General features: G+C 60.2%; 17 protein-coding genes and 1 pseudogene. 12 read left to right on the top strand and 6 right to left on the bottom strand.

The genetic code is table 11. The features are described 5' to 3' along the window. Window positions 1-62 precede the first annotated feature (62 nt). Window positions 63-1,739 (top strand): RNA-directed DNA polymerase, encoded by a 1,677-nt coding sequence (locus QFZ88_RS09150; RefSeq protein ID WP_024927058.1) that lies wholly within the window; start codon window positions 63-65, stop codon window positions 1,737-1,739. Window positions 1,740-1,884: 145 nt separating this feature from the next. Here QFZ88_RS09150 and QFZ88_RS09155 read toward each other — a convergent pair whose 3' ends face one another. Further along, on the bottom strand, window positions 1,885-2,517 hold the full coding sequence (locus QFZ88_RS09155) for a tyrosine-type recombinase/integrase (RefSeq protein ID WP_024927059.1): 633 nt from the start codon (window positions 2,515-2,517) through the stop codon (window positions 1,885-1,887). A gap of 215 nt (window positions 2,518-2,732) precedes the next feature. Between QFZ88_RS09155 and hsdR the strand changes: the two genes are divergently transcribed. Genes hsdR through QFZ88_RS09180 form a run of 5 tightly spaced genes read left to right on the top strand, consistent with a single transcriptional unit; the run spans window position 2,733 to window position 11,095 of the window. Next, complete coding sequence (hsdR, locus tag QFZ88_RS09160) at window positions 2,733-5,177, top strand: EcoAI/FtnUII family type I restriction enzme subunit R (RefSeq protein ID WP_024927060.1); 2,445 nt, start codon at window positions 2,733-2,735, stop codon at window positions 5,175-5,177. Continuing rightward, a complete protein-coding gene (locus QFZ88_RS09165; protein ID WP_024927061.1) occupies window positions 5,174-5,755 on the top strand; it encodes a hypothetical protein in 582 nt (193 codons plus the stop codon). The genes hsdR and QFZ88_RS09165 overlap by 4 nt, the downstream gene beginning before the upstream one ends. Continuing rightward, window positions 5,752-7,206, top strand: a complete 1,455-nt coding sequence (locus QFZ88_RS09170; protein WP_024927062.1) for a type I restriction-modification system subunit M — start codon at window positions 5,752-5,754, stop codon at window positions 7,204-7,206. Before QFZ88_RS09165 ends, QFZ88_RS09170 begins: the two co-directional genes overlap by 4 nt. Next, window positions 7,203-9,587: a restriction endonuclease subunit S gene (locus tag QFZ88_RS09175; RefSeq protein ID WP_024927063.1), complete on the top strand. Its 2,385-nt coding sequence runs from the start codon at window positions 7,203-7,205 to the stop codon at window positions 9,585-9,587. Before QFZ88_RS09170 ends, QFZ88_RS09175 begins: the two co-directional genes overlap by 4 nt. 20 nt (window positions 9,588-9,607) lie before the next feature. Next, window positions 9,608-11,095 carry a hypothetical protein gene (locus QFZ88_RS09180; protein ID WP_081766997.1) on the top strand — a complete coding sequence of 496 codons (1,488 nt, stop codon included), beginning with the start codon at window positions 9,608-9,610 and terminating at the stop codon, window positions 11,093-11,095. A 143-nt stretch (window positions 11,096-11,238) separates the two neighbouring features. Here QFZ88_RS09180 and QFZ88_RS09185 read toward each other — a convergent pair whose 3' ends face one another. Further along, complete coding sequence (locus tag QFZ88_RS09185) at window positions 11,239-12,414, bottom strand: Fic family protein (protein WP_024927065.1); 1,176 nt, start codon at window positions 12,412-12,414, stop codon at window positions 11,239-11,241. A gap of 254 nt (window positions 12,415-12,668) precedes the next feature. Beyond that, a pseudogene (locus QFZ88_RS09190) lies at window positions 12,669-12,833 on the bottom strand (tyrosine-type recombinase/integrase); the annotation flags it as partial. Between the two features lie 256 nt (window positions 12,834-13,089). Between QFZ88_RS09190 and QFZ88_RS09195 the strand changes: the two are divergent. Then, complete coding sequence (locus QFZ88_RS09195; protein ID WP_139116445.1) at window positions 13,090-13,989, top strand: hypothetical protein; 900 nt, start codon at window positions 13,090-13,092, stop codon at window positions 13,987-13,989. Window positions 13,990-14,244: 255 nt separating this feature from the next. Here the strand turns inward: QFZ88_RS09195 and QFZ88_RS09200 are convergent, their stop codons facing one another. From QFZ88_RS09200 to QFZ88_RS09210, 3 genes are all read right to left on the bottom strand, one after another. Next, a complete protein-coding gene (locus QFZ88_RS09200; protein ID WP_024927068.1) occupies window positions 14,245-14,442 on the bottom strand; it encodes a hypothetical protein in 198 nt (65 codons plus the stop codon). Between the two features lie 121 nt (window positions 14,443-14,563). Then, window positions 14,564-14,785: a hypothetical protein gene (locus QFZ88_RS09205; RefSeq protein ID WP_024927069.1), complete on the bottom strand. Its 222-nt coding sequence runs from the start codon at window positions 14,783-14,785 to the stop codon at window positions 14,564-14,566. A 172-nt stretch (window positions 14,786-14,957) separates the two neighbouring features. After that, complete coding sequence (locus QFZ88_RS09210) at window positions 14,958-16,112, bottom strand: dihydrodipicolinate synthase family protein (protein WP_024927070.1); 1,155 nt, start codon at window positions 16,110-16,112, stop codon at window positions 14,958-14,960. Between the two features lie 239 nt (window positions 16,113-16,351). Between QFZ88_RS09210 and QFZ88_RS09215 the strand changes: the two genes are divergently transcribed. Genes QFZ88_RS09215 through QFZ88_RS09235 form a run of 5 tightly spaced genes read left to right on the top strand, consistent with a single transcriptional unit; the run spans window position 16,352 to window position 22,318 of the window. Beyond that, complete coding sequence (locus tag QFZ88_RS09215; RefSeq protein WP_024927071.1) at window positions 16,352-17,410, top strand: LacI family DNA-binding transcriptional regulator; 1,059 nt, start codon at window positions 16,352-16,354, stop codon at window positions 17,408-17,410. After that, window positions 17,407-18,423 carry a Gfo/Idh/MocA family protein gene (locus QFZ88_RS09220; RefSeq protein ID WP_024927072.1) on the top strand — a complete coding sequence of 339 codons (1,017 nt, stop codon included), beginning with the start codon at window positions 17,407-17,409 and terminating at the stop codon, window positions 18,421-18,423. Before QFZ88_RS09215 ends, QFZ88_RS09220 begins: the two co-directional genes overlap by 4 nt. Then, on the top strand, window positions 18,420-20,030 hold the full coding sequence (locus tag QFZ88_RS09225) for an acyl CoA:acetate/3-ketoacid CoA transferase (RefSeq protein ID WP_024927073.1): 1,611 nt from the start codon (window positions 18,420-18,422) through the stop codon (window positions 20,028-20,030). The genes QFZ88_RS09220 and QFZ88_RS09225 overlap by 4 nt, the downstream gene beginning before the upstream one ends. Continuing rightward, a complete protein-coding gene (locus tag QFZ88_RS09230) occupies window positions 20,023-20,796 on the top strand; it encodes an enoyl-CoA hydratase/isomerase family protein (RefSeq protein WP_024927074.1) in 774 nt (257 codons plus the stop codon). Before QFZ88_RS09225 ends, QFZ88_RS09230 begins: the two co-directional genes overlap by 8 nt. A 10-nt stretch (window positions 20,797-20,806) precedes the next feature. Next, the gene (locus tag QFZ88_RS09235; RefSeq protein WP_024927075.1) at window positions 20,807-22,318 is read left to right on the top strand and encodes an aldehyde dehydrogenase family protein; all 1,512 of its coding nucleotides are present in this window, start codon (window positions 20,807-20,809) and stop codon (window positions 22,316-22,318) included. Window positions 22,319-22,363: the final 45 nt, after the last annotated feature.

Consider the following 22,363-nt stretch of genomic DNA (forward strand, 5'->3'; position numbering starts at 1 on the left):
CGCGCGGGATAGTCCTCTAGACTTGGCCCTTAGGATTGCATGCTGAAGGGCTCGGGGGAGCGATGACTTCAAAGACAAAATCCGAACGTCTACGACGCCTTTTGTCCCATGGATACTTCGCTCCGGAGCTGCCGCCGTGCTTTGTTTCGTATGACCTAGCGAAATATCGAAAGTCGGTTCTCGACGGTATCGAAGCAATGCCGCTGATAAGGGGAAAACCGGCGTTCCACCGCTATATTTCCGAGCCGAGCTGGTTCTATTTTCCTCGCTTCGGGAAGGATGATCGCCGTCATGGCGTACCGAATCCTCTTGCCTATTTGCTCTTATCTCGGGCGGTTGCCGACAATTATATTAAGATGCGGACCGCGGCCAAAAGCTCGCGGATATCTTCGTCGCCACCGATCTTCGACTGGAACGGGCCGCGCGCCCTGATCCGGCCCAACATCGATTTGCGCGACGACTTTCGCGTGGACCTCTCATCGAGGCGCGAGGAATTCGTGGGCGCCGATATTCGCGCCTTCTTTCACTCGATCTACACCCACGCAATTCCTTGGGCGATCCACGGCAAGGCGTTCGCCAAACTCAATCGCGGTGCGGAGCATTTTGGCAATCTTATCGACCTGTTGTGCCGCAATGCGCAGGACGGCCAGACCATCGGCCTGCCGGTGGGACCCGACTGCTCACGCCTGATCGCGGAAGTTGTCGCATCCGCGATTGACGTCGCTCTGCGTGCCAAGGTCGGAATCGGTCCGCGCGATGCTTCGCGCTATATCGACGACTATACGATCAGCAGCAGCGCCGACCACTCAGGCAAGAACCTCATCGCGGCTCTTCGCCAAGCTGCTGCACAGTACGAGCTCGAGCTAAACAACGACAAGTCGGTGATCCTTCCAACTTCAAGTAGGCACGATAATGGCTGGAAGCAGGAAGTACGATCTTATGTACCGCGAGGTCCAAGCAGCGACGCAGAATTTCAACACTTCTTTTATCGCGTCGGACGGGTTTGCGATGCACACCCCGACACGAATGTTGAGAAATATGCTTTCCAGAATGCACGCGCATCATTCGTACGGACGACCAATTGGGCCAAAGTCCAAAGCCATTTGATCGCCGCCTACCGGCGCAACGCCAGCTTGGTCGCGTTTCTCGTCGAGATCACGCTGCTGCGCCAAGCCGAGCGCAACGACGTTGAATTACCGAAGCTGACGGAATTCCTTGAACACCGGCTGCCCGTACTCGCCCGCGAGAACCGGACCGGCGAGATTATCTGGTTTTTGTTTCTCGCTGCCCGTTTGCGGGTCCCGCTTTCAGCGTCGAGTGTTGAACCTCTCACCGAGATCGATAACTCGATGGTAGCCTTGCTCACCGCTGTGTGTGCCAATCTTCGACTCGTAGAAGGTGCGATCGATTTCACCAGATGGAATAGCGCGCTTTCCGGTGACGGTCTCCGCAGCAGCATGTGGCTATACGCCTATGAGAGCGTGGGCCTTGGCATCAATCCTGTGCCGTCAACAGCGTTCATCGAGGCAGATCCCTATTTTGCGCTGCTACAAGCTAGGAAAATCCGGTTTCTCTCGATCACTACCGGGTTCACGTCGATCAACACCACCCTCCGCTCGCTGCGCGGTGACAATGTCCGTCTCCAGCGCGTCCGCGACGATTTCCTCGACGATTTCACGTTCGAGTTGGACGAGTTCGACAACGACGATGATTATGAAGTCGAAGACGATGCTTACTAGGCTAGGTTGGGGGCATAGTGTCATGTTTTCGACCCTGCACGACGACCGACGGCAGCTTTCGAGCCCATCGGTCGGCAGGCTGAACGTCTGTAATGGGGGCGCGTTGCTGAACGCGGCCTCGCTATATTCGGCGAGGCCGCAGGGATCAGATTTCAGTTGTCTCGGCAAGCGTAAGCGCGTCATCGATATCGACACCGAGATATCGAACCGTGTTTTCGATCTTGGTGTGTCCGAGCAAGATCTGAATAGCTCGAAGATTGCCTGTAGCCTTGTAGATCAATGCCGCCTTGGTACGGCGGAGCGAATGTGTCCCGTATTCCTCAGGGCGCAGTCCAATCGCCGTAATCCATTCATCGACCAATCTCGCGTACTGTCGGGTGCTTAGGTGCCCGTCGCGGTCAACTCGGCTTGGGAACGCGTAGTCGTCGATAGTGCCACCACGACGTTCGAGCCACGCGAGCAGACTTGCTCTCGTGTCTGCGGTGATCTCGAACTGGACCGGCCGACCGGTCTTCTGCTGGATCACCATTGATCGGGCCCTTATTGCCGGGCCTGAAACAAGCGATCCAATCTTCATTTTGACGAGGTCGCAACCGCGAAGCTTGCTGTCGATTGCGAGGTCAAACAAAGCCCGGTCGCGCATCCGCCCTTCGCTATCTAGGAAAAAGCGGATCAACCAGATTTGCTTCACTTTGAGCGCTCGTTTGGCGCCGACCTGCTTGCCTGCATTCCAGGCCGGCCGACCTTTGGCGAGTGGGTCGTACCTTGAGATACCCATGACATTTCTCCCTTTGGCCAACATGGCCAGTAGAGAGATAGTGGGGGCCGGAACCGGAAAGGCAGCTTTCGGTCGACACCGAGCGGATAGCTGCCGATCGTTCGATCTCGGTCCAAAGGCCTTCACTCAACAGACGGAAAAAGGCTAGATCGGCAGCGGTTTGACCCGTTCTTGCGAAACCACCTGGGTATTGCGATAAGTCCGGTGGGGGAAGCGTGGACAAGAGAGCACTCACCGAACGCGACATCTGCACGAAGTTCATCCTGCCGGCCATCAAGCGCGCCGGCTGGGACGAGATGGTGCAGGTTCGGGAGGAAGTCTATTTTACCAGGGGCCGGATCATCGTGCGCGGCAAGCTGGTGACGCGCGGCAAGGCCAAGAAAGCCGACTTCGTTCTTTACTACAAGCCGAATATCCCGATCGCGCTAATCGAAGCGAAGGACAACAATCATTCAGTCGGCGATGGGATTCAGCAAGGTCTCGACTACGCCGCGACACTGGATATTCCCTTTGTGTTTTCCTCAAATGGTGATGGCTTCGTATTCCACGACCGCACTGGCGGAAGTACCACAATCGAAACCAATATCGGGCTCGACGACTTCCCGACGCCGGCGGATCTGTGGTCGCGCTATTGCGCCTGGAAGGGCCTCGACACCGAAGCCGAAGAGATTGTGCTCCAAGATTATTTCGACGACGGCAGCGGCAAGGCCCCTCGCTATTATCAAGTGAATGCCGTGAACGGCGCGATCGAGGCCATCGCCCAGGGTCGCGACCGCGTGCTGCTGGTGATGGCGACCGGTACCGGCAAGACCTACACAGCGTTTCAAATCATCTGGCGATTGTGGAAGGCGGGCCGCAAGAAGCGCATCCTTTTCTTGGCCGATCGTAACGTTCTGATCGACCAGACGATGGTAAATGACTTCCGCCCCTTCGGCGCGGCGATGGCGAAGCTTTCCACCAATGCCAAGACGATCGAACGGCATGACGGCACCACTGTCGATCTGACATTGGCACTCAACAAAAAGCGGCGCATCGACACAGCCTTCGAAATTTATCTTGGGCTGTATCAAGCGATCACCGGCCCGGAGGAACGCCACAAGCTCTATCGCGAGTTCTCGCCTGGCTTCTTCGACCTAATCGTGATCGATGAGTGCCATCGCGGCAGCGTGGCCGCAGATTCTGCCTGGCGTGAGATCCTGACGCATTTTTCTAGCGCGACGCAGATCGGACTCACCGCCACGCCGAAGGAAACCGAATACGTTTCCAACACCGACTATTTCGGCGAGCCGGTCTTCACCTATTCGTTGAAGCAAGGCATCAGCGACGGCTTCCTGGCCCCTTATAAAGTCATCAAGGTTCACATCGACCGAGACGTGGAAGGCTACCGCCCGGAACCCGGCCAGCTCGACCGGGACGGCAACGAGGTCGAGGACCGCATCTACAATACCAAGGATTTTGACCGAAACCTTGTACTCGACGATCGCACGGTACTGACCGCGAAGAAGGTCACTGAATTCCTCAAAGTGAGTGGCGACCGATTCCAGAAAACTATCGTGTTTTGCGTCGATGAGGAGCACGCAGCGCGGATGCGTCAGGCGCTCGTCAACGAGAATGCCGATCTGGTAGCCGAGAACCGGCGTTACGTCATGCGCATCACCGGCAGCGACAAGGATGGCCAGGAACAGCTCGGTAATTTCATTGACCCCGAAGCGAAATATCCCGTACTGGTCACGACCTCGCGGCTGCTTTCGACGGGCGTCGATGCGCAGACGTGCCGGCTGATTGTGCTCGATCGCGCGGTGGGCTCGATGACCGAGTTCAAGCAGATCGTCGGGCGCGGCACGCGCGTTCATGAGGACACCAAGAAATTCTTCTTCACTCTGATCGATTTTCGTGGCGCGACCAGCCATTTTGCCGACCCTGAGTTCGACGGTGACCCCGTGCAGATTTACGAGGCGGACGACGGCGACCCGATCAGCCCGCCAGACGAAATGCCCGATGGGTTCGGGGAAAATGAGCAGACGCGCTACGAGCCTCGAGAGGACGAAACCCTCGTCGATGAACCAGGCCCTGTCACGTCTCCCAGTGGCACCATCCGTAAGATTTATGTCGACGGCGTGGGCGCCCGCATACTCGCCGAGCGCGTCGAATATCTCGACGAGAACGGTAAGCTTGTCACCGAATCCCTGCGCGATTTCACCAAGACGACGCTCAGGAAGTGCTTCGCCAGCCTCGACGATTTCCTCAAACGTTGGAAATCCGCCGAGCGCAAACAGGCGATCATCGAGGAACTGGAGGCCGAGGGGTTGGCGCTCGACGTCGTCTCGGACGAACTCGGCAAGAACCTCGATCCCTTCGATCTGATCTGCCACGTCGCCTTCGACAAGAAGCCGCTCACACGCCGTGAGCGGGCAGAGAATGTCAGCAAGCGCGACGTGTTCACCAAATACGGGCCGCAGGCCCGGGCTGTGCTCGATGCACTCCTGGAGAAGTATCGCGATGAGGGCGTGCTTAATCTGGACGACGCCAATGTGCTGAAGGTGACGCCGTTCACTACGATGGGCAGCGTCGTGCAACTCATCAAGGCGTTCGGCGGCAAGGAGGGTTTTGAGGCGGCGGTCCGCGAAATGCAGGACGCGCTCTATCAGGAGACAGCGTGACGATGGTGAATCTCGGAACATACGAGCTTGCGGACCACCTTTTTCCAGACTGCATCCGAAAGCATCGACTTGAGTATCCTGACACCGATCTGCTGGAGGTCATCGCCGCGCAGCTTGCTGCCACCGCGTTTCCGCAAGGTGCCTCCTTGAGATTTCTCCGTCAGGTCTGCCGATGGGGCGGATATTACGGCATTGCCGCTAGGGTCCAGCAGAACAATCAACCCGGAGCAATATGCCAGGCTCTCACTGGTGCCTGGCAAATGATTTCGCAGTCAGATCCTATGGGCGCCCTTGAACAGATCAACGCACTTCACGGCCTTTCCCGTCCCTCCTTCGCCTCCAAGTTCATCCGGTTCCTTTCGCCACACCAAGCACCGATTTTTGATCGGATCATTAGCGAGCAAACCGGGTTCAGTTTAACTGCTGCCGGCTATGGTCTACTCATAAAAGCTTGCCAGCACGCTGCTGAGCATTTGGCTGCGGCTGGCATTGGCAACCCTGTGCGTCCGGACGGCGCATGGTATATCGCGGATATTGAAGCCGCGTTCTACGCTGACATGGGAAATCTGGAAGCATGATCGTCCGCACCACCGTAAAATCCATTCAGGACATCATGCGCCAGGATTCTGGCGTCGATGGCGATGCGCAACGCATCAGCCAGTTGTGCTGGATGTTTTTCCTCAAGATCATCGACGATCAGGACCAGGAACTTGAACTGACGAGGAGCGGCTATCGCTCGCCGATTCCGGAGAAATTCCAGTGGCGGAGTTGGGCAGCGGACCTCGAAGGCATGACTGGCGACGCGCTATTGGCCTTCGTCAACGGGGAGCTGTTTCCCGCACTGAAAAGCCTTCAGCTGACTGGGCAACCAGGCGACCGCCGCCGTGTGGTGCGCGATCTGTTCGAGGACGCCTTCAACTACATGAAGTCAGGGCACCTGATCCGCCAAGTCATCAACAAGATCGACGAAATCGACTTCAATAACCTAGACGAACGCCGGCACTTCGGTGAGTTCTATGAGCAACTGCTCAACAGTCTGCAGTCGGCCGGCAACGCGGGCGAGTTCTATACGCCGCGCGCCGTGACCGCCTTTTTGGTCGATCGCATCGATCCGCATCCGGGCGAAATCCTGTTCGATCCGGCCTGCGGCACGGGCGGCTTTCTGTCCTGCGCAATCAATCACATGGAGGCGAACTACGTCCGCACGCCGAAACAGCGCGAGACGATGCAGGGCGCTCTGCTCGCGGTGGAGAAGAAGCAGCTTCCCCACATGCTGTGCGTCACCAACATGCTGCTGCACGGCATCGAGGACCCGAGCTTTGTGCGCCATGACAATACGCTGGCCCGGCCGCTGATTTCATGGAGCAAGGACGAGCGCGTCGATATCGTCGTCACCAATCCGCCCTTCGGTGGTAAGGAGGAAGACGGCATCGAAAACAATTTCCCGACCTTCCGTACCAAAGAAACCGCCGACCTGTTCCTGGCACTGATCGTGCGCCTCTTGAAGCAAGACGGCCGAGCCGCGGTGGTGCTGCCGGACGGCACTCTGTTCGGCGAGGGCATCAAAACGCGACTCAAGGAACATCTGATGGAGGAGTGCAACCTCCACACTATCGTTCGGCTGCCGAATTCTGTGTTCAAGCCCTATGCCTCGATCGGCACCAATCTGCTGTTCTTCGAGAAGGGCACGCCGACGAAAGACATCTGGTTCTACGACCACCGCGTACCGGAAGGCCAGAAAGCCTATTCGATGACCAAGCCGATCCGGCTGGAGCATTTTGCAGGCTGCATCGACTGGTGGGGCGGCAAGGAGCGGAAAGGCCGCGAAGAGACGCCGCAGGCATGGAAGGTGAGCGCCGAGGAGGTGAAGGCCCGCGGCTACAATCTTGACATCAAGAACCCGCACAGCGTTGCGGACGATCACGGCGACCCGGAAACGCTGCTCGCCGAGCTCGTCGCAGCTGAGGCCGAGACCGCAAGCTACCGCGACCAGCTGAAGGCGATCCTGGCCGAGGCGCTGGCCCGATGAACGCTGAACGCTTGTTGCAGCATTACGAGAAGATCGCCGACGCGCCCGAGGCCATTGCCCGTCTGCGCCGCTTCGTTCTCGATCTGGCCGTACGCGGCAAGCTCGTACCGCAAGATGCAAAGGACGAACCTGCGTCGGAATTGCTGACGCGCATCGAGAAGGCGAAGGCGCGGCTCGTCAAGGCGGGCGAACTGCGCAAGCCGCGCGACCTCGATAGCGGCGGCGACGTTAATAAGGCTTACTCGATCCCCTCGACATGGCGATGGGTACGGCTCGATGGAGTCGGCGCAATTGTCGGCGGTGGCACGCCATCCGCGAGTGATGCGTACAACTTTGCGGAACCCGGAGAGGGCGTGCCATGGCTTACGCCTGCCGACCTTGGTGGATATTCGAAACTCTACATTTCGCGTGGTTCGCGCGACCTATCCGAAACGGGCGCGCGAACGTCTTCGGCAACCTTGATGCCGAAGGGCACGGTATTGTTCACGAGCCGCGCGCCAATTGGCTATGTCGCGATAGCTGCCAACCCGATTTCGACGAATCAGGGCTTCAAGTCGATCGTTCCCTATGTCGCGGACTGCTCGCGCTTCATCGCCACGGCGATGAAGGCTTTCGCGCCCGAAATCGACGCCAAAGCGCCGGGGACTACGTTCAAGGAAGTTTCTGGCAAGGTCGTTGCGGCGGTACCATTTCCACTCCCACCGCTCGCCGAGCAGCATCGCATCGTCGCCAAGGTCGATGAATTGATGGACCTGTGCGAACGGCTGGAGACGGCGCGGGCGGGCCGCGAGGCGGTGCGCGACCGGCTGGCGGCGGCGAATCTCGCTCGCTTCAACGCGCCCGATCCCGAAACCTTCCGCAACGACGCCCGCTTCGCCCTCGATGCGCTGCCGGCGCTGACCACGCGCCCCGATCAAATCAAGGACTTGCGCCGGACTATCCTCAACCTCGCCGTGCGCGGCAAACTCGTGCCACAGGATCCGAACGACGAGCCCGGGTCGGAGCTGCTGAAGCTGATCGCGACGGAGATTGCTACTTATGGCGAAGCCAACTGCATTGGGACAGTACAGACTGATCTGATTGCGGATGAGAAACTGCCATTCGCTGCCCCGACCGGTTGGGAATGGACTCGCCTCAGCACCCTGTTCAAGGTCATCACCGATGGCGATCATCAGCCGCCGCCGAAAGCGGACACGGGGGTGGCGTTTCTGACGATCGGAAATATCACATCCGGGCGGCTTGACTTCACTGGCTGTCGGCTGGTTCCGGAAGCCTATTTCAAGTCGCTCGCGCCTTACCGAACGCCCGCCAAAAGTGACATTCTCTACACGGTTGTTGGCGCTACCTACGGTCGGCCTGCACTGGTTGAGACGGAGCGGCCCTTCTGTGTTCAGCGGCACATAGCAATCCTGAAGCCCGTCGAAGCAATGAGCGTGCGGTTCTTAATGACCCTGCTTGCGTCACCGCTCATCTACGATCAAGCGACGAACAGCATTACCGGGACTGCGCAGCCGACGATCGGGCTTCGGCCGCTTCGGAACTTCCTCGCGCCCCTCCCACCCCTTGCCGAGCAACACCGCATCGTCGCTAAGGTCGGTGCGCTGATGGCGTTGTGCGACCGGCTGGAGGCGAGCCTGACCGCCACCGTCGCCACCCGCCGCCGCCTTCTCGATGCGCTTCTCGCCGAGGCCTTGGCGCCGGCTGATGCCAGTCTGTCCGGCGTAAGCGATCGACAAACCGTCGCAACGGTTAGTGGTGACCCGGAGAAGGTCATTTTCGCAGAGAGGTCAGCCTATATCCTGTCGCTTGCGTATGAACGTCATCGCTTTGCCCGGAGGGAACGAACGTTCGGGCATGTCAAAGCCCAGAAGATTCTCCATCTCGTGGAAGCGGAGGCAGGGTTCGATCTTGGGCGCGCGCCTATACGTGATGCTGCTGGCCCGAACGACTTCAAACATATGCTTGCCGTAGAGCAGTGGGCTCGCGGGCATGAACGTTTCGTATTCGAAACCAACGGAGCCGGCTATCTGCTTCGACAGCTATCCAATTTTGATAAGTCGCTGAAGACGGAGCATGGCCCTGACCCGCACACGCGGGCGATTGCCACTAGACTTATTGACATTCTTGTTCCCATGGACACGAGGCAGGCAGAAATATTTGCAACAGTCTATTCCGCTTGGAATAATCTACTGATTGAAGGCAAGGCGCCGACTGACACAGAGATCGTATGCGCAGCACGCGACGACTGGCATCCTGACAAGCTGAAATTGCCTGCTGGTGAGTTCTTTGCTGCCCTCGCCAAGCTTAGGCTTGAGGGGATCGTTCCTAAAGGTACGGGTAAATTCGTTCATGGTCCGTATCAGAAAGCACTGTTCAATTAAGCCACTTGTGAGATTCCGGAATGGCGCTCAACGTCTCCCAAGCGGAAAAGATACTCAGATCGAAGTTTGGCGAACCGGCCAAGCCGCCCACCGACTACGTGGTCGGCTTCAAGACACCAGAGGGCAAGGTTCTCGCGATTCATCGCGAAGCCGCCGAGACGCGCATCTGGTTCCAGCCGCCTGCGCCGCCGACTCTCGACGGCGTGCGGCTGCTGGATAACGCCTCGAATGGAAACTCGAACATCAACGGGCCACTTTTGCCGCTTCGCGCGCCTACAACGCTGCGCGTCGAAATCGATAGTCCCCGCGCTCTGAACAGGTTTATGGGATGGTATGCCGGTTCCGGCAGCGCGCCCCGCGCCATCACCGCTGCTGCCGTCATCGATCCGCGCGTTTTCCGCGAAGCCTTCGCGCGCTTCCAAGCGCTCATCACGGCAAGGTCCGGCCACGCCTTCACCAGCTTCCACGAAGGGCTTGCTGCCGACTGGGAGAAGTACAAGCCTCGCCTGCGCGACCACGCGCTCGGCCTGCTTCGCGCAAGCGAATGGTCGGAAGCCGATATCGGTTCGGGCGCGATCCTGAGCCGCATGATCGACGCGATCGAGATTCAGGACAGTCGGAGCAACCTCACCAACAATCTTGTCTTCTGGCAGAACCGCTTTGGCCATGCCAACCGCGATCACCGCGCACTGCTGGAGGCGACATCCAACCCAAAGCTGCGTCGCGAACTTGAGGGGCTTCTGTTTGGCCTCTTTCGCGGTGGCGCCGATGAGGGCTCAACGTTCGATCGTTTGAGCCAGTTGACGGGCGGCAAGTATCCGCTCCTTGCGTATTTCTATTTCCTAAAGGACATGGATCGGTTCGTGCCGATCCAGCCGACCGGCTTCGACCGCGCCTTTCGTGCGCTAGGCATCGATTTCTCTACTCTGCGCCAATGTAGTTGGGAGAATTATTCGACCTACAATCAGACCCTCGCTGCAATGCGCCCGCTGATCGAAGCGCACGCCGGCCTAAATAACATTCGCCTCGTCGATGCTCATTCCCTCTGCTGGATTTTCACGACGCTGCTGAAGCTGGAAGCGGAAGGCTCGATCACCAAAGCGACGGGCGGCAAGGACGAGGGCCGCATCCTTGGAGGGCGCGAGAAATCTATCATCGCCATGCGCCTTTCGGTCGACAACACCGTCAAGAATTCGAACGGACAAGTCGTTCAGCGCATCTTGAAGAACAAGGAACTGCGGATGACCACGGCTGAGTTGGAGAAGCTGATCGCTTCGCTGCTCGATCTTCAGGACAATCGATGCGCCCTGACCGGCATCCCTTTCCAGTTTCTCGGCCCTGAGGCCGACAAGAACCTCTTGCCCTCGCTCGATCGCGTCGACAGCGCAGGGCACTACGAGGTGGGCAATCTCCAGGTGGTCTGCCAGTTCATCAACTTCTGGAAGGGCGATAGCGACAACGCAGAGTTCCAAAGGTTGCTGATGCTGGTTCGCGGCGTCGAGCAATAGAAATGTCGAACTTGCTAGACGCAGCCATTCTTATGTCTCGGCTCTGGACCAGATGTCCGCTTTCGGTGTGAAGCGCAAGAAGTTCGAACGACCGGAATAAAGGCGCGAATCGGAAGGTCCGTTTTTCCGGCTTGCCGTTTGCTTCATTCGCGATGAGACAAATCCGTTCCGACCCGCAGACATTCCATATAGGCTCGGTAGGCAAAGCTCCGGTCACGTTTCTTGCCTGTCGTTTCCACGAGAATGCCGGCCTCTACCAGCACTTCGATCGCGCGGGTCGCCGTTGGCTTGCTGGCATCGATCAGTTTCATCGCGGCAACGACCGTTACGATTGGATGGCGGGGAAGTTGTTCAAATAATCTCAGCGCCGAGACGGAAGCGGAGGCCGCATTTAATAGCTGAGCTCGGTCCGCACCAACGAGATTGAACAACTCGCGCGCCGATGCGACTGCTTCATCCGCAATCGTCGCTACCCCATCCAGAAAAAAGTCTGTCCAGCCCTCCCAATCTCCTGCCAGCCGCACGCGATTGAGCCGGCGATAATACTCTTCGCGGTGGCGCTTGAAGAACAGGCTGAGGTAGAGAAGCGGAGCTCTTAACAGTTGCCAATGTTCCAACAGCAGCGCAATCAACAGTCGCCCGATCCGACCATTGCCGTCGAGATACGGATGGATGGTTTCGAACTGCACATGCAACAGCCCGGTGCGCACCAGCGCCGGCAGCTTTTCGTCAGTGTGAATGTACTTCTCAAGCGCGCCAAGAAGCAGAGGGAGCTTATCAGGAGCCGGTGGCACGTAGGCCGCATTTCCCGGTCGACTTCCCCCAATCCAATTTTGGCTACGGCGAATCTCGCCAGGTTGCTTGTTCGAGTCACGCACGCCACGCATCAACCGCTTGTGAGCCTCATTCAGGAGCCTCATCGATATGGGGAGACCTCGCTTTGCCGCGAGTTGGCCTCGCGCGTAGGCCAGTGCCTCAAGATAATTCGTGACCTCCTCGACATCCGCGTTGGGAGCCGGATGTTCTTCCGCCTCGAAGGCGAGAAGGTCGATTAGCGACGCTTGCGTGCCTTCGATCTGCGACGAAATCACGGCCTCCTTGCGTACGAAGGCGTAGATGAACCAATCGAGGGACGGCACCATCGCTCCTGCAAGGTCAAGGCGAACGAGCGCCTGCTCAGCCTCGCGAAGACGATGTTCGAGCGTGTCGTTGATTAACAGCGCCGGGCGCGCGGGCGGCAGATCAAAGGGAATGAACGCGTCAACCTTCTCTCCGCCAGCGGTCACGCTTTCATATTGACCCGTCTCACGCGTTGGCATGTGGCAACCCTACATGAAGAGACGATCTGGAAACGCAAAGGCATGACAGCGTTCCCTGTCGAACTCGCTAAGAACGAATACTTTACTATCGGCAATGTCTAGTCAAGAAATCGTTCTTAGCGTTTCGAACCTTCTGTCCAAGGATGCGGAGGCGGCGAGCAGTCCGCTTTCGTCGGAAGATTCCGACGGTCCGAATGACCGAAATGACGGCGCGTTGCCGAACGCGGTCCCGCTATGTTCAGCGAGGCCGCGGGTCAGATTTCCGTTGTCTCGGTAAGCGTAAGCGCATCATCGATATCAACGCCGAGGTATCTAACGGTATTTTCGATCTTGGTGTGCCCAAGCAAGATCTGAACAACTCGAAGATTGCCGGTAGCCTTGTAGATCAGGGCTGCCTTGGTACGGCGGAGCGCATGTGTTCTGTTTTTGCGAGCGCCGCAAATGACAGCGACATACAAGTTCTGGGCAGAGAAGGACGAGGTGTCGAGCAAAACATCCGCAACCCCTACGCTGCATTATCTCGCTTGCAGTCAAGCCGCTACATTCGCCGAGACAGAATGGATCTTCGCCGCCGTCGGTTGATTTTCTAATCAACTGTGGCGATTTGTACCTCTCACCACCGGAAGGTACAAATTATTTAAGCACGACTGGCATATATGCTGGATGCGCTCGTCATTGCCAGTTTCGCTCATCTTCTTTGTCGTGACTGCAGCCGTTTTCGTGCTTCAGGCTATTCCATTCACGGGCATCTTCTTGATGTTCGCGCTGGCTATGTTCTGGTCCGTATTCCTGATCAATGCAGGAATGATCGGAGTCGCGTTCGAGGTCGCGACCGGTCGCGTAGCGCGGTGGTGGATCTTGTTGCCGTTGATATTCTACGGCAGCTATCTGGCAACGACCGTACACGACCACATCGCGCTGCGTTCGCTTTCGAGCGTATATGATGCTGCCAACGCGCGGGTGGCGATCCCATTCGAGGCCACGCGACAGTCCCTGGCCTTCAGCAATGACGATCAATCTGGTGCCTGGCTCACGCAAAACTATGCCTTGCCCGTGGCATACTCAGCCAATTCCAACTTTCCTCAAGGATATCTGTCCCATCGGATGATGGATGCCACCACCTGCGCCAAGGTCGCAACACCAGCATCGAGGGCCGCCTTTGTGCATACATTCGGATTTCACGACGGAGACACCGTCGACGGAATGAAGATGGAAAGCCGCTTCTGTGCCCTCTCCATGCCGGAGCAGCCAAGTCTTCCCTTGGTGAGCGTATCGCGGCGTGAGGAGAAGATTTCCGAGAAGGGATTACCCGTAACCCGTGTCACGACGACGGTCACGATGCCGGGTGGGAATCATTTTCGGCTTCTTGGAGGTGTGGCGAAACCTCTGAGCTGGATACCTATGCCGATGATGGGCTGCTGGTTGAACGATGCGAGGTCGAGTTGGGACTGTGAAGCCCAGTTCTGGCGAAACGAGTCCACGCCCGTCATTTCAGGTAATACGCGATACTATCGAGACTTGCGGGTGCTGCAGCGTCGCTGCCATGGCACGCAAGTGACACGCACATCCCGCTAACTCATTGATTTTTCTGGCAATGACTTTGCAACACTTTGCTACTTTTTGCCCTTGTTTTTACCCGTCTTCGGCGGCGTTGACATCGTAGGGGTCACAGGTTCAATCCCTGTCACGCCCACCATTCGATCCTGACAATTTTAGATACTGCCGACGAGCGCCTTGTCGCCTCGTTCGGCCAGCCGCCATCCGGGGCGCGCCTGGAAGCGCCGCGCGGGACAATCGCGCCTGGAGTTTGCCAGGATGGCCCCGCGCATGTCAGCGCAGTGTCGGATCCTTGATTTTGGCGATCACCTTGCCGTCCTTGCCAAGGCTGATTTCCACCTTGCCGCCGAGATCAGTCGGCGGCGGCGCGACATGCGTCGGCACAACGTCATGGACCGGAACCGTATCCAGCATCTCCTTGCCCTTGGCGGTTTTCAGCCGTTCCTGCTGGTCGATGTCGAAAAACGCCATGGGCAACCTCCGGATCGCCAGCATACACGGGCCGGCTGATAGCCCAAACAGCACAAATGAAAAGCCCGCCCCGAAAGATCGGGACGGGCTGTGGACCGAGGAACGCGAAGTTTCCGTCAGATCACTTGCAGTCCTTGAGTTCTTTCAGCGCCTTTTCGGCGTTGCCCTTGGTGGCATAGGACTTCTTGCCCATGTCCATCATCTTGGTGCCGTCCGGCTTCTTGTCGACGATTTCGCACTTCTTGGTCGCGGCAGACTTGGCCACCCAGAATTCGGTCGCGGCAAAAGCTGGCATGCTGAACACGGCGACGGCTGCGGTCGCCAAAACAACCCTACGAAGCATGTTATCCTCCATTCGATATTTAAACAAAAGTCCCCCTCACCTTCTTGTTCTTGCGCGATTAGGGCAGGATGAAGGCGTATTTCGCCACAACGGAAGATCGGATGAAAGATTTTTCCGTCCTCAGCGCCGGCCGCAACCCGAATATTTCGAACCGGGATGGAGCCGTGTCCGCTCAGATACCGGCCACTGCGCACAGACTTTTCATGCGCGAGACAGCAAGATCGGGATCAGCCAGCAGCCCGGCCTGGTCGGCCAGCCGGAACACCTCGGCATAATGGCAGATGCCGCGCGCCGACTGCATGCCGCCGACCATGGTGAAATGGTCCTGATGACCGTTCAGCCAGGCCATGAAGACGATGCCGGCCTTGTAATATTCGGTCGGTGCCTCGAAGATCTTGCGCGACAAAGGCACCGTCGGCGCCATCAGCGCGTCATAGCCGGCGCGGTCGCCGGCGGCCAATCTGGCAAGCGCTGAATTGGCGACCGGCGCGATCGCGTCGAAGATGCCGAGCAGCGCATGCGAATGACGGTGGCCGTCGCCCGCAATCAGTTCGGGATAGTTGAAATCGTCGCCGGTGAACATGACGACCCCGTCCGGCAGACGGTTGCGCAGCGCGACCTCCTTGTCGGCGTCAAGCAGCGAGATCTTGATGCCTTCGACCTTGTGGGCATGGCGCTCGATGATGGCGACAACCGTATCTAGCGCGTTTTCGAAGTTGTCCGCGCCCCAATAGCCCTTCAGCGCCGGGTCGAACATGTCGCCCAGCCAATGCAGGATGACCTTGCCGGAGGCCTGCGAGAGAACACGGTCGTAAACTTTTGCGTAATCGTCCGCGCTTCTTGCAGTTGCCGCCAGCGCACGGCTGGCCATCATGATCGCCTTGCCACCCTCGCCCTCGATGAAGCCGAACTGCTCCTCATAGGCAGCAATGATGTCGTCCAACGTCAGCCCTGCGCGGACCTCGAGATGATCCGTGCCAGCGCCCGAGGCGAGATCGGCACCCTCCACCGTGCGCGCTTCCACGATCGAGCGGCGGATCAATTCCCTGGCACTGCTCCAGTCGAAACCCATGCCGCGCTGGGATGTGTCCATCGCCTCGGCGATGCGGAAGCCGAGACGCCACAGATGATGGCGGAACGCCATCGTGCGGTCCCAGTCGACGACCGGTTTCGACCAGGGATCGGACATCGCGAGCGGGTCGGCGACGACATGGGCGGCGGCATAGGCGATGCGCGGAAATCGCGCGCCCGCCACGGCTTCGACCGGCCGACCAATAAGGCGGTATGACGCCCGGCGACCATCCTCCACTGGCAAGATGATGTCCATGATGCTCGCTCCCTTGAGTTTCGCCATAAATGGAACGTTCCAATAAATCAAGAAGATTTACGATTCGTGGCAGCGCACAAAATTTTGCTGCGACGCACAACGAATTAAGTCGTATATCCGCATACTGCCTTGGGTTTCCATATTCATCATACTCCATGAACAATTCCGATTGACGCCTCCGATCGATTGTGTTTAGAACGTTCCAAAGAATAAATTGCGATCAGGGAGGACGCATCGGAATGGCCAGCCGGGCCAAGGCAACGATTTTGGACATCGCCCGCGAGGCCGGCGTATCCAAGTCGACCGTGTCGCTGGTGCTTCAGGGCAGCGGGCTGATCCGGCCGGAAACGGCGAACCGGGTCCGCAAGGCGATCGAGGATGTCGGTTATGTCTACAACCGCGGCGCCGCCAACCTGCGCAAGGCTCATTCCAACGTCATCGGCATGGTCATCAACGATCTGACCAATCCCTTCTTCGCGGAGCTCGCGGTCGGCATGGAACGCGTTTTCCAGTCGGCGGGCATCGTGCCGTTCATCGCCAACACGGCCGAAAATCCGGTGCGCCAGGAAGAGGTGCTGAAATCGCTGATGGAGCAGGATGTCGCCGGCCTCATCGTGTCGCCGGCGCGTGGCACCCGGCCGGATGCCTTCCGTCGCCTGGAAACGGCGGGCATCCCGGTGGTCTTCGCCATGCGCCGGCTGCCGGAGAGCCGCATCCCGGTAATCGCGCCCGACAACCATCGCGGCGCCTATCTCGCCACGCGCCACCTGATCGCCAAGGGTCACCGCCGCCTCGCCTTCCTCGGCGGCTCGTCCGATCTGGTCGTCTATCACGAACGCCTCGGCGGTTTCCGCGAGGCCTGCGAGGCCGAGGGCATCGGCCCGGACGAAACAGCCATTGTCGAGGGCGAGACCAGCCGTCGTGGCGGCATGGCCTGTCTGGATGCGGTGCTCGCCCTGCCGCAGCCACCGACGGGCGCGCTGTGTTTCAACGACGCGGTCGCCTTCGGCGCAATGCTGGCGCTGCGCAAGCAGGGACTGGAGCCGGGCCGCGATTTCGCCGTCGTCGGTTTCGACGACGTGGTCGAGGCCGAACACTACATTCCGGCGCTGACCAGCGTGGCGGTGGATACGCCCGGCCTTGGCGAGCGCGCCGCCCATGTCGTCCTGAAGATGATCCAGTCCCGCACGACGCGCGCGGAAGACCATATCGGCGCCGTCAATCTGGTGGTACGCGAAAGCTGCGGCCCGAACCGCAGCCACGAGACCCGCATTCATTCGCCGGGAGGTGCGGCATGACCGTCCGTTGGGGCCTGATCGGCGCGAGCACGATCGCCAGGCAATTCGTGATCGACGCCATCCGCGCGCAAGCCGACGGCGAGGTGGTGGCCGTGATGAGCTCCAGCCCGGAACGCGCGGCAGCCTACGCCAGGGAAAACGGCATTCCTGCCGCCTTCTCCTCGCTCAACGCCCTGCTCGATGCCGATATCGACGCTGTCTATATCTCCACCACCAATGAACTGCATCTGGAACAGGCGGTGGCCGCCGCCAAGGCCGGCAAGCATGTGCTGTGCGAGAAGCCGCTGGCGCTGACCAGCGGCGATGCCCGCAAGATCCTTGCCGCGTGCAAGGCCGCCGGCGTCGTGCTCGGCACCAACCATCATCTGCGCAATGCCGGCGCCCATCGGGCCATGCGAGAGGCCATCGCGGCAGGCAAGATCGGCAGGCCGGTCGCCGCCCGCGTTTTCCACTCGGTCTATCTGCCCGAACATCTGCAGGGCTGGCGCATCACCAAGCCGGAGGCCGGCGGCGGCGTGGTGCTGGATATCACCGTGCATGACGCAGACACGTTGCGCTTCGTGCTCGGCGAAGACCCGGTCGAGATTTCCGCCTTCACCCAGTCGGCCGGCATGGCCGGCAGCGGGCTGGAAGACGGCGCCATGTGCGTGTGGCGCTTCCAGTCGGGCCTCATCGCCCAGAGCCATGAGGGTTTCACCACCAAATTCGCAGGCACCGGTTTCGAGGTGCACGGCACCGAAGGTTCGCTGATCGCCAGGGGTGTGATGACCCAGAAGCCGGTTGGCTCGGTTACCCTGCGCACGGCAACCGGCGAGGAAGAACTCTCCTTCGACCGCGAGGACCTCTACACCCGCTCGCTGCGCGCCTTCCACGCCGCCATCCGCACCGAAGGCAAGCCTTCGGCGACCGGCGAGGACGGCGTCTGGTCGCTCGCCTGCGCCGAGGCAGCGCTGGCCTCGGCGAAGACCGGTCGCGCCGTGACCATCGAGACCGGGCTCGGAGCCTCGGCATGAGCAAGCTCGTCTCCGCCTCAGCCGCTGCGCGATTGATCAAGGACGGCATGACCGTTTCGGTCTCGTCTTCCAGCGGTCTCGGCTGCCCGGACCTGATGCTGAAGGCGATCGGCGAACGTTTCGAGGCGGAAGGCCATCCGCGCGACCTCACCACGCTGCACCCGATCGCCGCCGGCGACATGAGTGGCATCAAGGGCGTTGACTACATCGCAAGAAAGGGCCTGCTGAAGAAGATCATTGGCGGCTCCTATCCTTCCGGGCCGTCCTCCGCCGAACCGCCGCTAATCTGGCAGATGATCGGCAATGAGGAGGTTGCCGCCTACAACATCCCCTCCGGCATCCTCTTCGACATGCATCGCGAGGCCGCCGCCAAGCGTCCCGGCGTCTTGACCAAGGTCGGCCTCGACACTTTCGTCGACCCCGACCGGCAAGGCTGCGCCATGAATGCGCGCGCTGCAAGCGAACCGGTGTTGAAGAAGGTCGAATTCGAAGGCGAGGACTGGCTCTATTTCCCGGCGATCCGGCCGGACGTCGCCATCATCCGCGCCACCACCGCCGACGAGCGCGGCAACCTGACCTACGAGCATGAAGGCGCCTATCTCGGCGGCCTCGACCAGGCGCTCGCCGCCCGCAACAATGGCGGCATCGTCATTGCGCAGGTCAAGCGCGTCACCAAGGACGGTTCGCTGCGCCCGCACGACGTGCGCGTGCCGGGCGTGCTGGTCGACTACATCGTCATCGACCCAGACCAGAAACAGACCACGCAGACTGGCTACGACCCGGCGATCTCCGGCGAGATCATGCGCCCGCTGGGTTCGTTCCGCGTGCCGGAATTCAACGTGCAGAAGGTCATTGCCCGCCGTGTCGCGCAGGAGCTTGAGGCCGGCAGTGCCGTCAATCTCGGCTTCGGCATTTCCGCTAACGTGCCGCGTATCCTGATCGAGGAAGGCCTGCATGGCGCCGTCACCTGGGTGATCGAACAGGGTGCGGTCGGCGGCGTGCCGCTGCTCGACTTCGCCTTCGGCTGCGCCTCCAACGCCGACGCCTTCATGCCCTCGCCTTACCAGTTCACCTACTTTCAGGGCGCCGGTTTCGACGCCTCGCTGCTGTCCTTCCTGGAGATCGACCGGAACGGCTCCGTCAACGTCTCGAAGCTCTCCTTCCGCCCGCATGTGACGGCCGGCGCCGGCGGCTTTGTCGACATCACCGCGCGCGCCAAGAAGATCGTCTTCTCCGGCATGTTTAACGCCGGCGCGAAGCTCGCGGTCGCCGACGGCAGGCTGGTGATCGAGAAGGACGGCAAGCTGAAGAAGCTGGTCAACGAGGTCGAACACGTCACCTTCTCCGGCCGGCGCGGCGTCGAGCAGGGCCAGGACGTCACCTACATAACCGAACGGGCGGTGATGAAGCTGACACCGCAAGGCATCGTGCTGAACGAGATCGCACCGGGCGTCGATCTCAAGGCGCATATCCTCGACCAGTCGGAATTCCCGCTCATCGTCTCCGACAGGCTGAAGACGATGGATGCTGCTCTTTTTGCCGAGGCGCCGATCGGGCTCTCGCTGCCGCAAAAGCCGGCACGGACAGCGGGAGGCGCGCATGGCTGAACTCGTCACATTCCAGGCTGAAGGCGCGATCGGCATTGTCACGCTGAGGCGGCCCGAAAAATTCAATGCGCTCGATATCCCGATGCTGCGGGCGCTGGAAAAAGCGCTGGACGAAGCTGAGGCTGCCGAAAGCGTGCGCGTCGTGCTCCTGTGCGGTGAAGGCAAGGGTTTCTGCGCCGGCGGCGACGTCGATGCCTGGGCGGCGATGAGCGCCGCCGATTTCCAGGTTCAGTGGGTGCGCTATGGCCATCGTGTCTTCGACCGACTGGCGCGCCTCAGGCAGCCCACCATCGCGGTGTTGTCCGGTCATGCGCTGGGCGGCGGGTTGGAACTTGCCGCCGCGTGCGATTTCCGTGTCGCGGAAACGCAAGCGAAGCTCGGTTTTCCCGAGACCTCGATCGGCGTCGTGCCCGGCTGGTCCGGCACGCAGCGCGCCGTGCGCCGCTTCGGCGCCCAGGCAGTGCGGCGCATGGCGCTGGGTGGCGAGGTCTTTGCGGCGACCGACGCGCTTGCGCTCGGCATTGTCGACCGCGTGGCAGCTACCGGCGAGGCATTGGCAGAAGCTAAAAACTGGGCCGCAAAGATCGCCGAGCGCGGACCGCTGGCCACCGAGGCCGCCAAGCTGATGATCGCCGTTGCCGAAGGCGAGGAAACCGCCGCCGCGACCGAGGCGCTGGCCAGCGGCTTCATCGCGCTGACTAAAGACCTGAAGGCCGGTGTCTCCGCCTTCCGAACCAAACAGAAGCCCGCTTTTTCGCGGAGCTAGGACGACAATGATGAATGCCCCGCTGAACATCAAAATGCCCTCTGAGGCCTCGGTCGCGCCGAAGGGTTACAAGCTGCTGATCGGCGGCAAACATGTCGATGCACGCGACGGCCGCACGCTGGAGCGTCGCTCGCCCGGCCACGGCTTTGTCGTTTCGCGGTATGCGCAGGCCGGCGAGGCCGAGGTCGAGGCAGCGATGTTGGCTGCCCACAAGGCTTTCGAGAGCGGGCCGTGGCCACGCATGAAGGCGGCCGAGCGCGCTGCCCTGCTTTTGAAGACCGCCAACCTCATCGACTCCCGGCTGGAAGACATCGCCAGGCTCGAAGCGCTGGAATCCGGCAAGCCGATCGCCCAGGCGCGCGGCGAGATCGCCGGCGCGGCCGACATCTGGCGTTATTCGGCAGCCCTTGCCCGCACGCTTTCCGGCGAGTCCTACGCCAATCTGGGCGACGCCATGCTGGGCGTCGTGCTACGCGAGCCGGTCGGCGTCGTTTCCATCATCACGCCCTGGAACTTCCCTTTCCTCATCGTCAGCCAGAAACTGCCCTTCGCGCTCGCCGCCGGTTGCACCGCGGTGGTCAAGCCCAGCGAAATGACCTCGGCCTCGACCCTTTTGCTCGGCGACCTGCTGATGGAGGCCGGCCTGCCGGACGGCGGCGTCAATATCCTTGCCGGCCTCGGCGCCGATGTCGGCGCGCCGATGGTTTCGCACCCGCTGGCCGAGATGGTCTCCTTCACCGGCTCGACCCGCGTCGGCAAGATGACCATGGCGGCCGCCGCCAATTCGCTGAAGAAGGTGTCGATGGAACTCGGCGGCAAGAACGGCCAGATCGTCTTCCCCGATGCCGATCTCGAGGCCGCGGCGGATGCTGCCGTGTTCGGCGGCTTCTTCAATGCGGGCGAATGCTGCAACGCCGGCTCGCGCCTGATCGTCCATGAAGCGATCGCCAACGACTTCCTCGAAGCCGTGAAATCGCTGACCGCCAAGGTCACCGTCGGCGATCCGCTCGACGACCGCACCAAGGTCGGCGCGATGATCTCGCCGGACCATCTCGGCAAGGTCACCGCCTATGTCGGCGCCGCCTCCAGCGAAGGCGCCAAGTTGGCCACAGGTGGTGTGAAGCTCGCCTCCAGCGCCGGCGATTATCTGGCGCCGACCATCGTCAGCGGCGTCAGGGAAGACATGGCCATCGCCCGCGAGGAAGTGTTCGGACCGGTGCTTTCGGTGCTGACTTTTGAAACGATTGAAAGGGCATTGCATATCGCCAACAACACGCCCTATGGTCTTTCTGCGGGCGTCTGGAGCGCCGATATCGATACCTGCATGTCGGTGGCGCGCGGCGTGCGTTCGGGCACCGTTTGGGTCAACACATTCATGGAAGGCTATCCGGAATTGCCTTTCGGTGGATACAAGCAATCCGGGCTTGGGCGCGAATTGGGCAGGCGCGCCGTCGAGGATTACACCGAGGAAAAAACGATCCAGTTTCATCGCGGCCCGCGCACCGGGTGGTGGGCGAGCTGAGTTGGGAGGTAGCCGGCGATAGCCGGTCGTGTGACTGCAACAAGG

The organism is Mesorhizobium sp. YL-MeA3-2017 (assembly GCF_030814575.1).
GTDB lineage: Bacteria > Pseudomonadota > Alphaproteobacteria > Rhizobiales > Rhizobiaceae > Mesorhizobium > Mesorhizobium terrae.

Bases quoted from the DNA above. Each gene is read 5' to 3' on its own strand.
- QFZ88_RS09150 (WP_024927058.1), top strand. From the start codon at position 63: ATGACTTCAAAGACAAAATCCGAACGTCTACGACGCCTTTTGTCCCAT.
- QFZ88_RS09155 (WP_024927059.1), bottom strand. From the start codon at position 2,517: ATGGGTATCTCAAGGTACGACCCACTCGCCAAAGGTCGGCCGGCCTGG.
- QFZ88_RS09170 (WP_024927062.1), top strand. From the start codon at position 5,752: ATGATCGTCCGCACCACCGTAAAATCCATTCAGGACATCATGCGCCAG.
- QFZ88_RS09175 (WP_024927063.1), top strand. From the start codon at position 7,203: ATGAACGCTGAACGCTTGTTGCAGCATTACGAGAAGATCGCCGACGCG.
- QFZ88_RS09180 (WP_081766997.1), top strand. From the start codon at position 9,608: ATGGCGCTCAACGTCTCCCAAGCGGAAAAGATACTCAGATCGAAGTTT.
- QFZ88_RS09185 (WP_024927065.1), bottom strand. From the start codon at position 12,414: ATGCCAACGCGTGAGACGGGTCAATATGAAAGCGTGACCGCTGGCGGA.
- QFZ88_RS09200 (WP_024927068.1), bottom strand. From the start codon at position 14,442: ATGGCGTTTTTCGACATCGACCAGCAGGAACGGCTGAAAACCGCCAAG.
- QFZ88_RS09205 (WP_024927069.1), bottom strand. From the start codon at position 14,785: ATGCTTCGTAGGGTTGTTTTGGCGACCGCAGCCGTCGCCGTGTTCAGC.
- QFZ88_RS09210 (WP_024927070.1), bottom strand. From the start codon at position 16,112: ATGGACATCATCTTGCCAGTGGAGGATGGTCGCCGGGCGTCATACCGC.
- QFZ88_RS09215 (WP_024927071.1), top strand. From the start codon at position 16,352: ATGGCCAGCCGGGCCAAGGCAACGATTTTGGACATCGCCCGCGAGGCC.
- QFZ88_RS09220 (WP_024927072.1), top strand. From the start codon at position 17,407: ATGACCGTCCGTTGGGGCCTGATCGGCGCGAGCACGATCGCCAGGCAA.
- QFZ88_RS09225 (WP_024927073.1), top strand. From the start codon at position 18,420: ATGAGCAAGCTCGTCTCCGCCTCAGCCGCTGCGCGATTGATCAAGGAC.
- QFZ88_RS09230 (WP_024927074.1), top strand. From the start codon at position 20,023: ATGGCTGAACTCGTCACATTCCAGGCTGAAGGCGCGATCGGCATTGTC.
- QFZ88_RS09235 (WP_024927075.1), top strand. From the start codon at position 20,807: ATGAATGCCCCGCTGAACATCAAAATGCCCTCTGAGGCCTCGGTCGCG.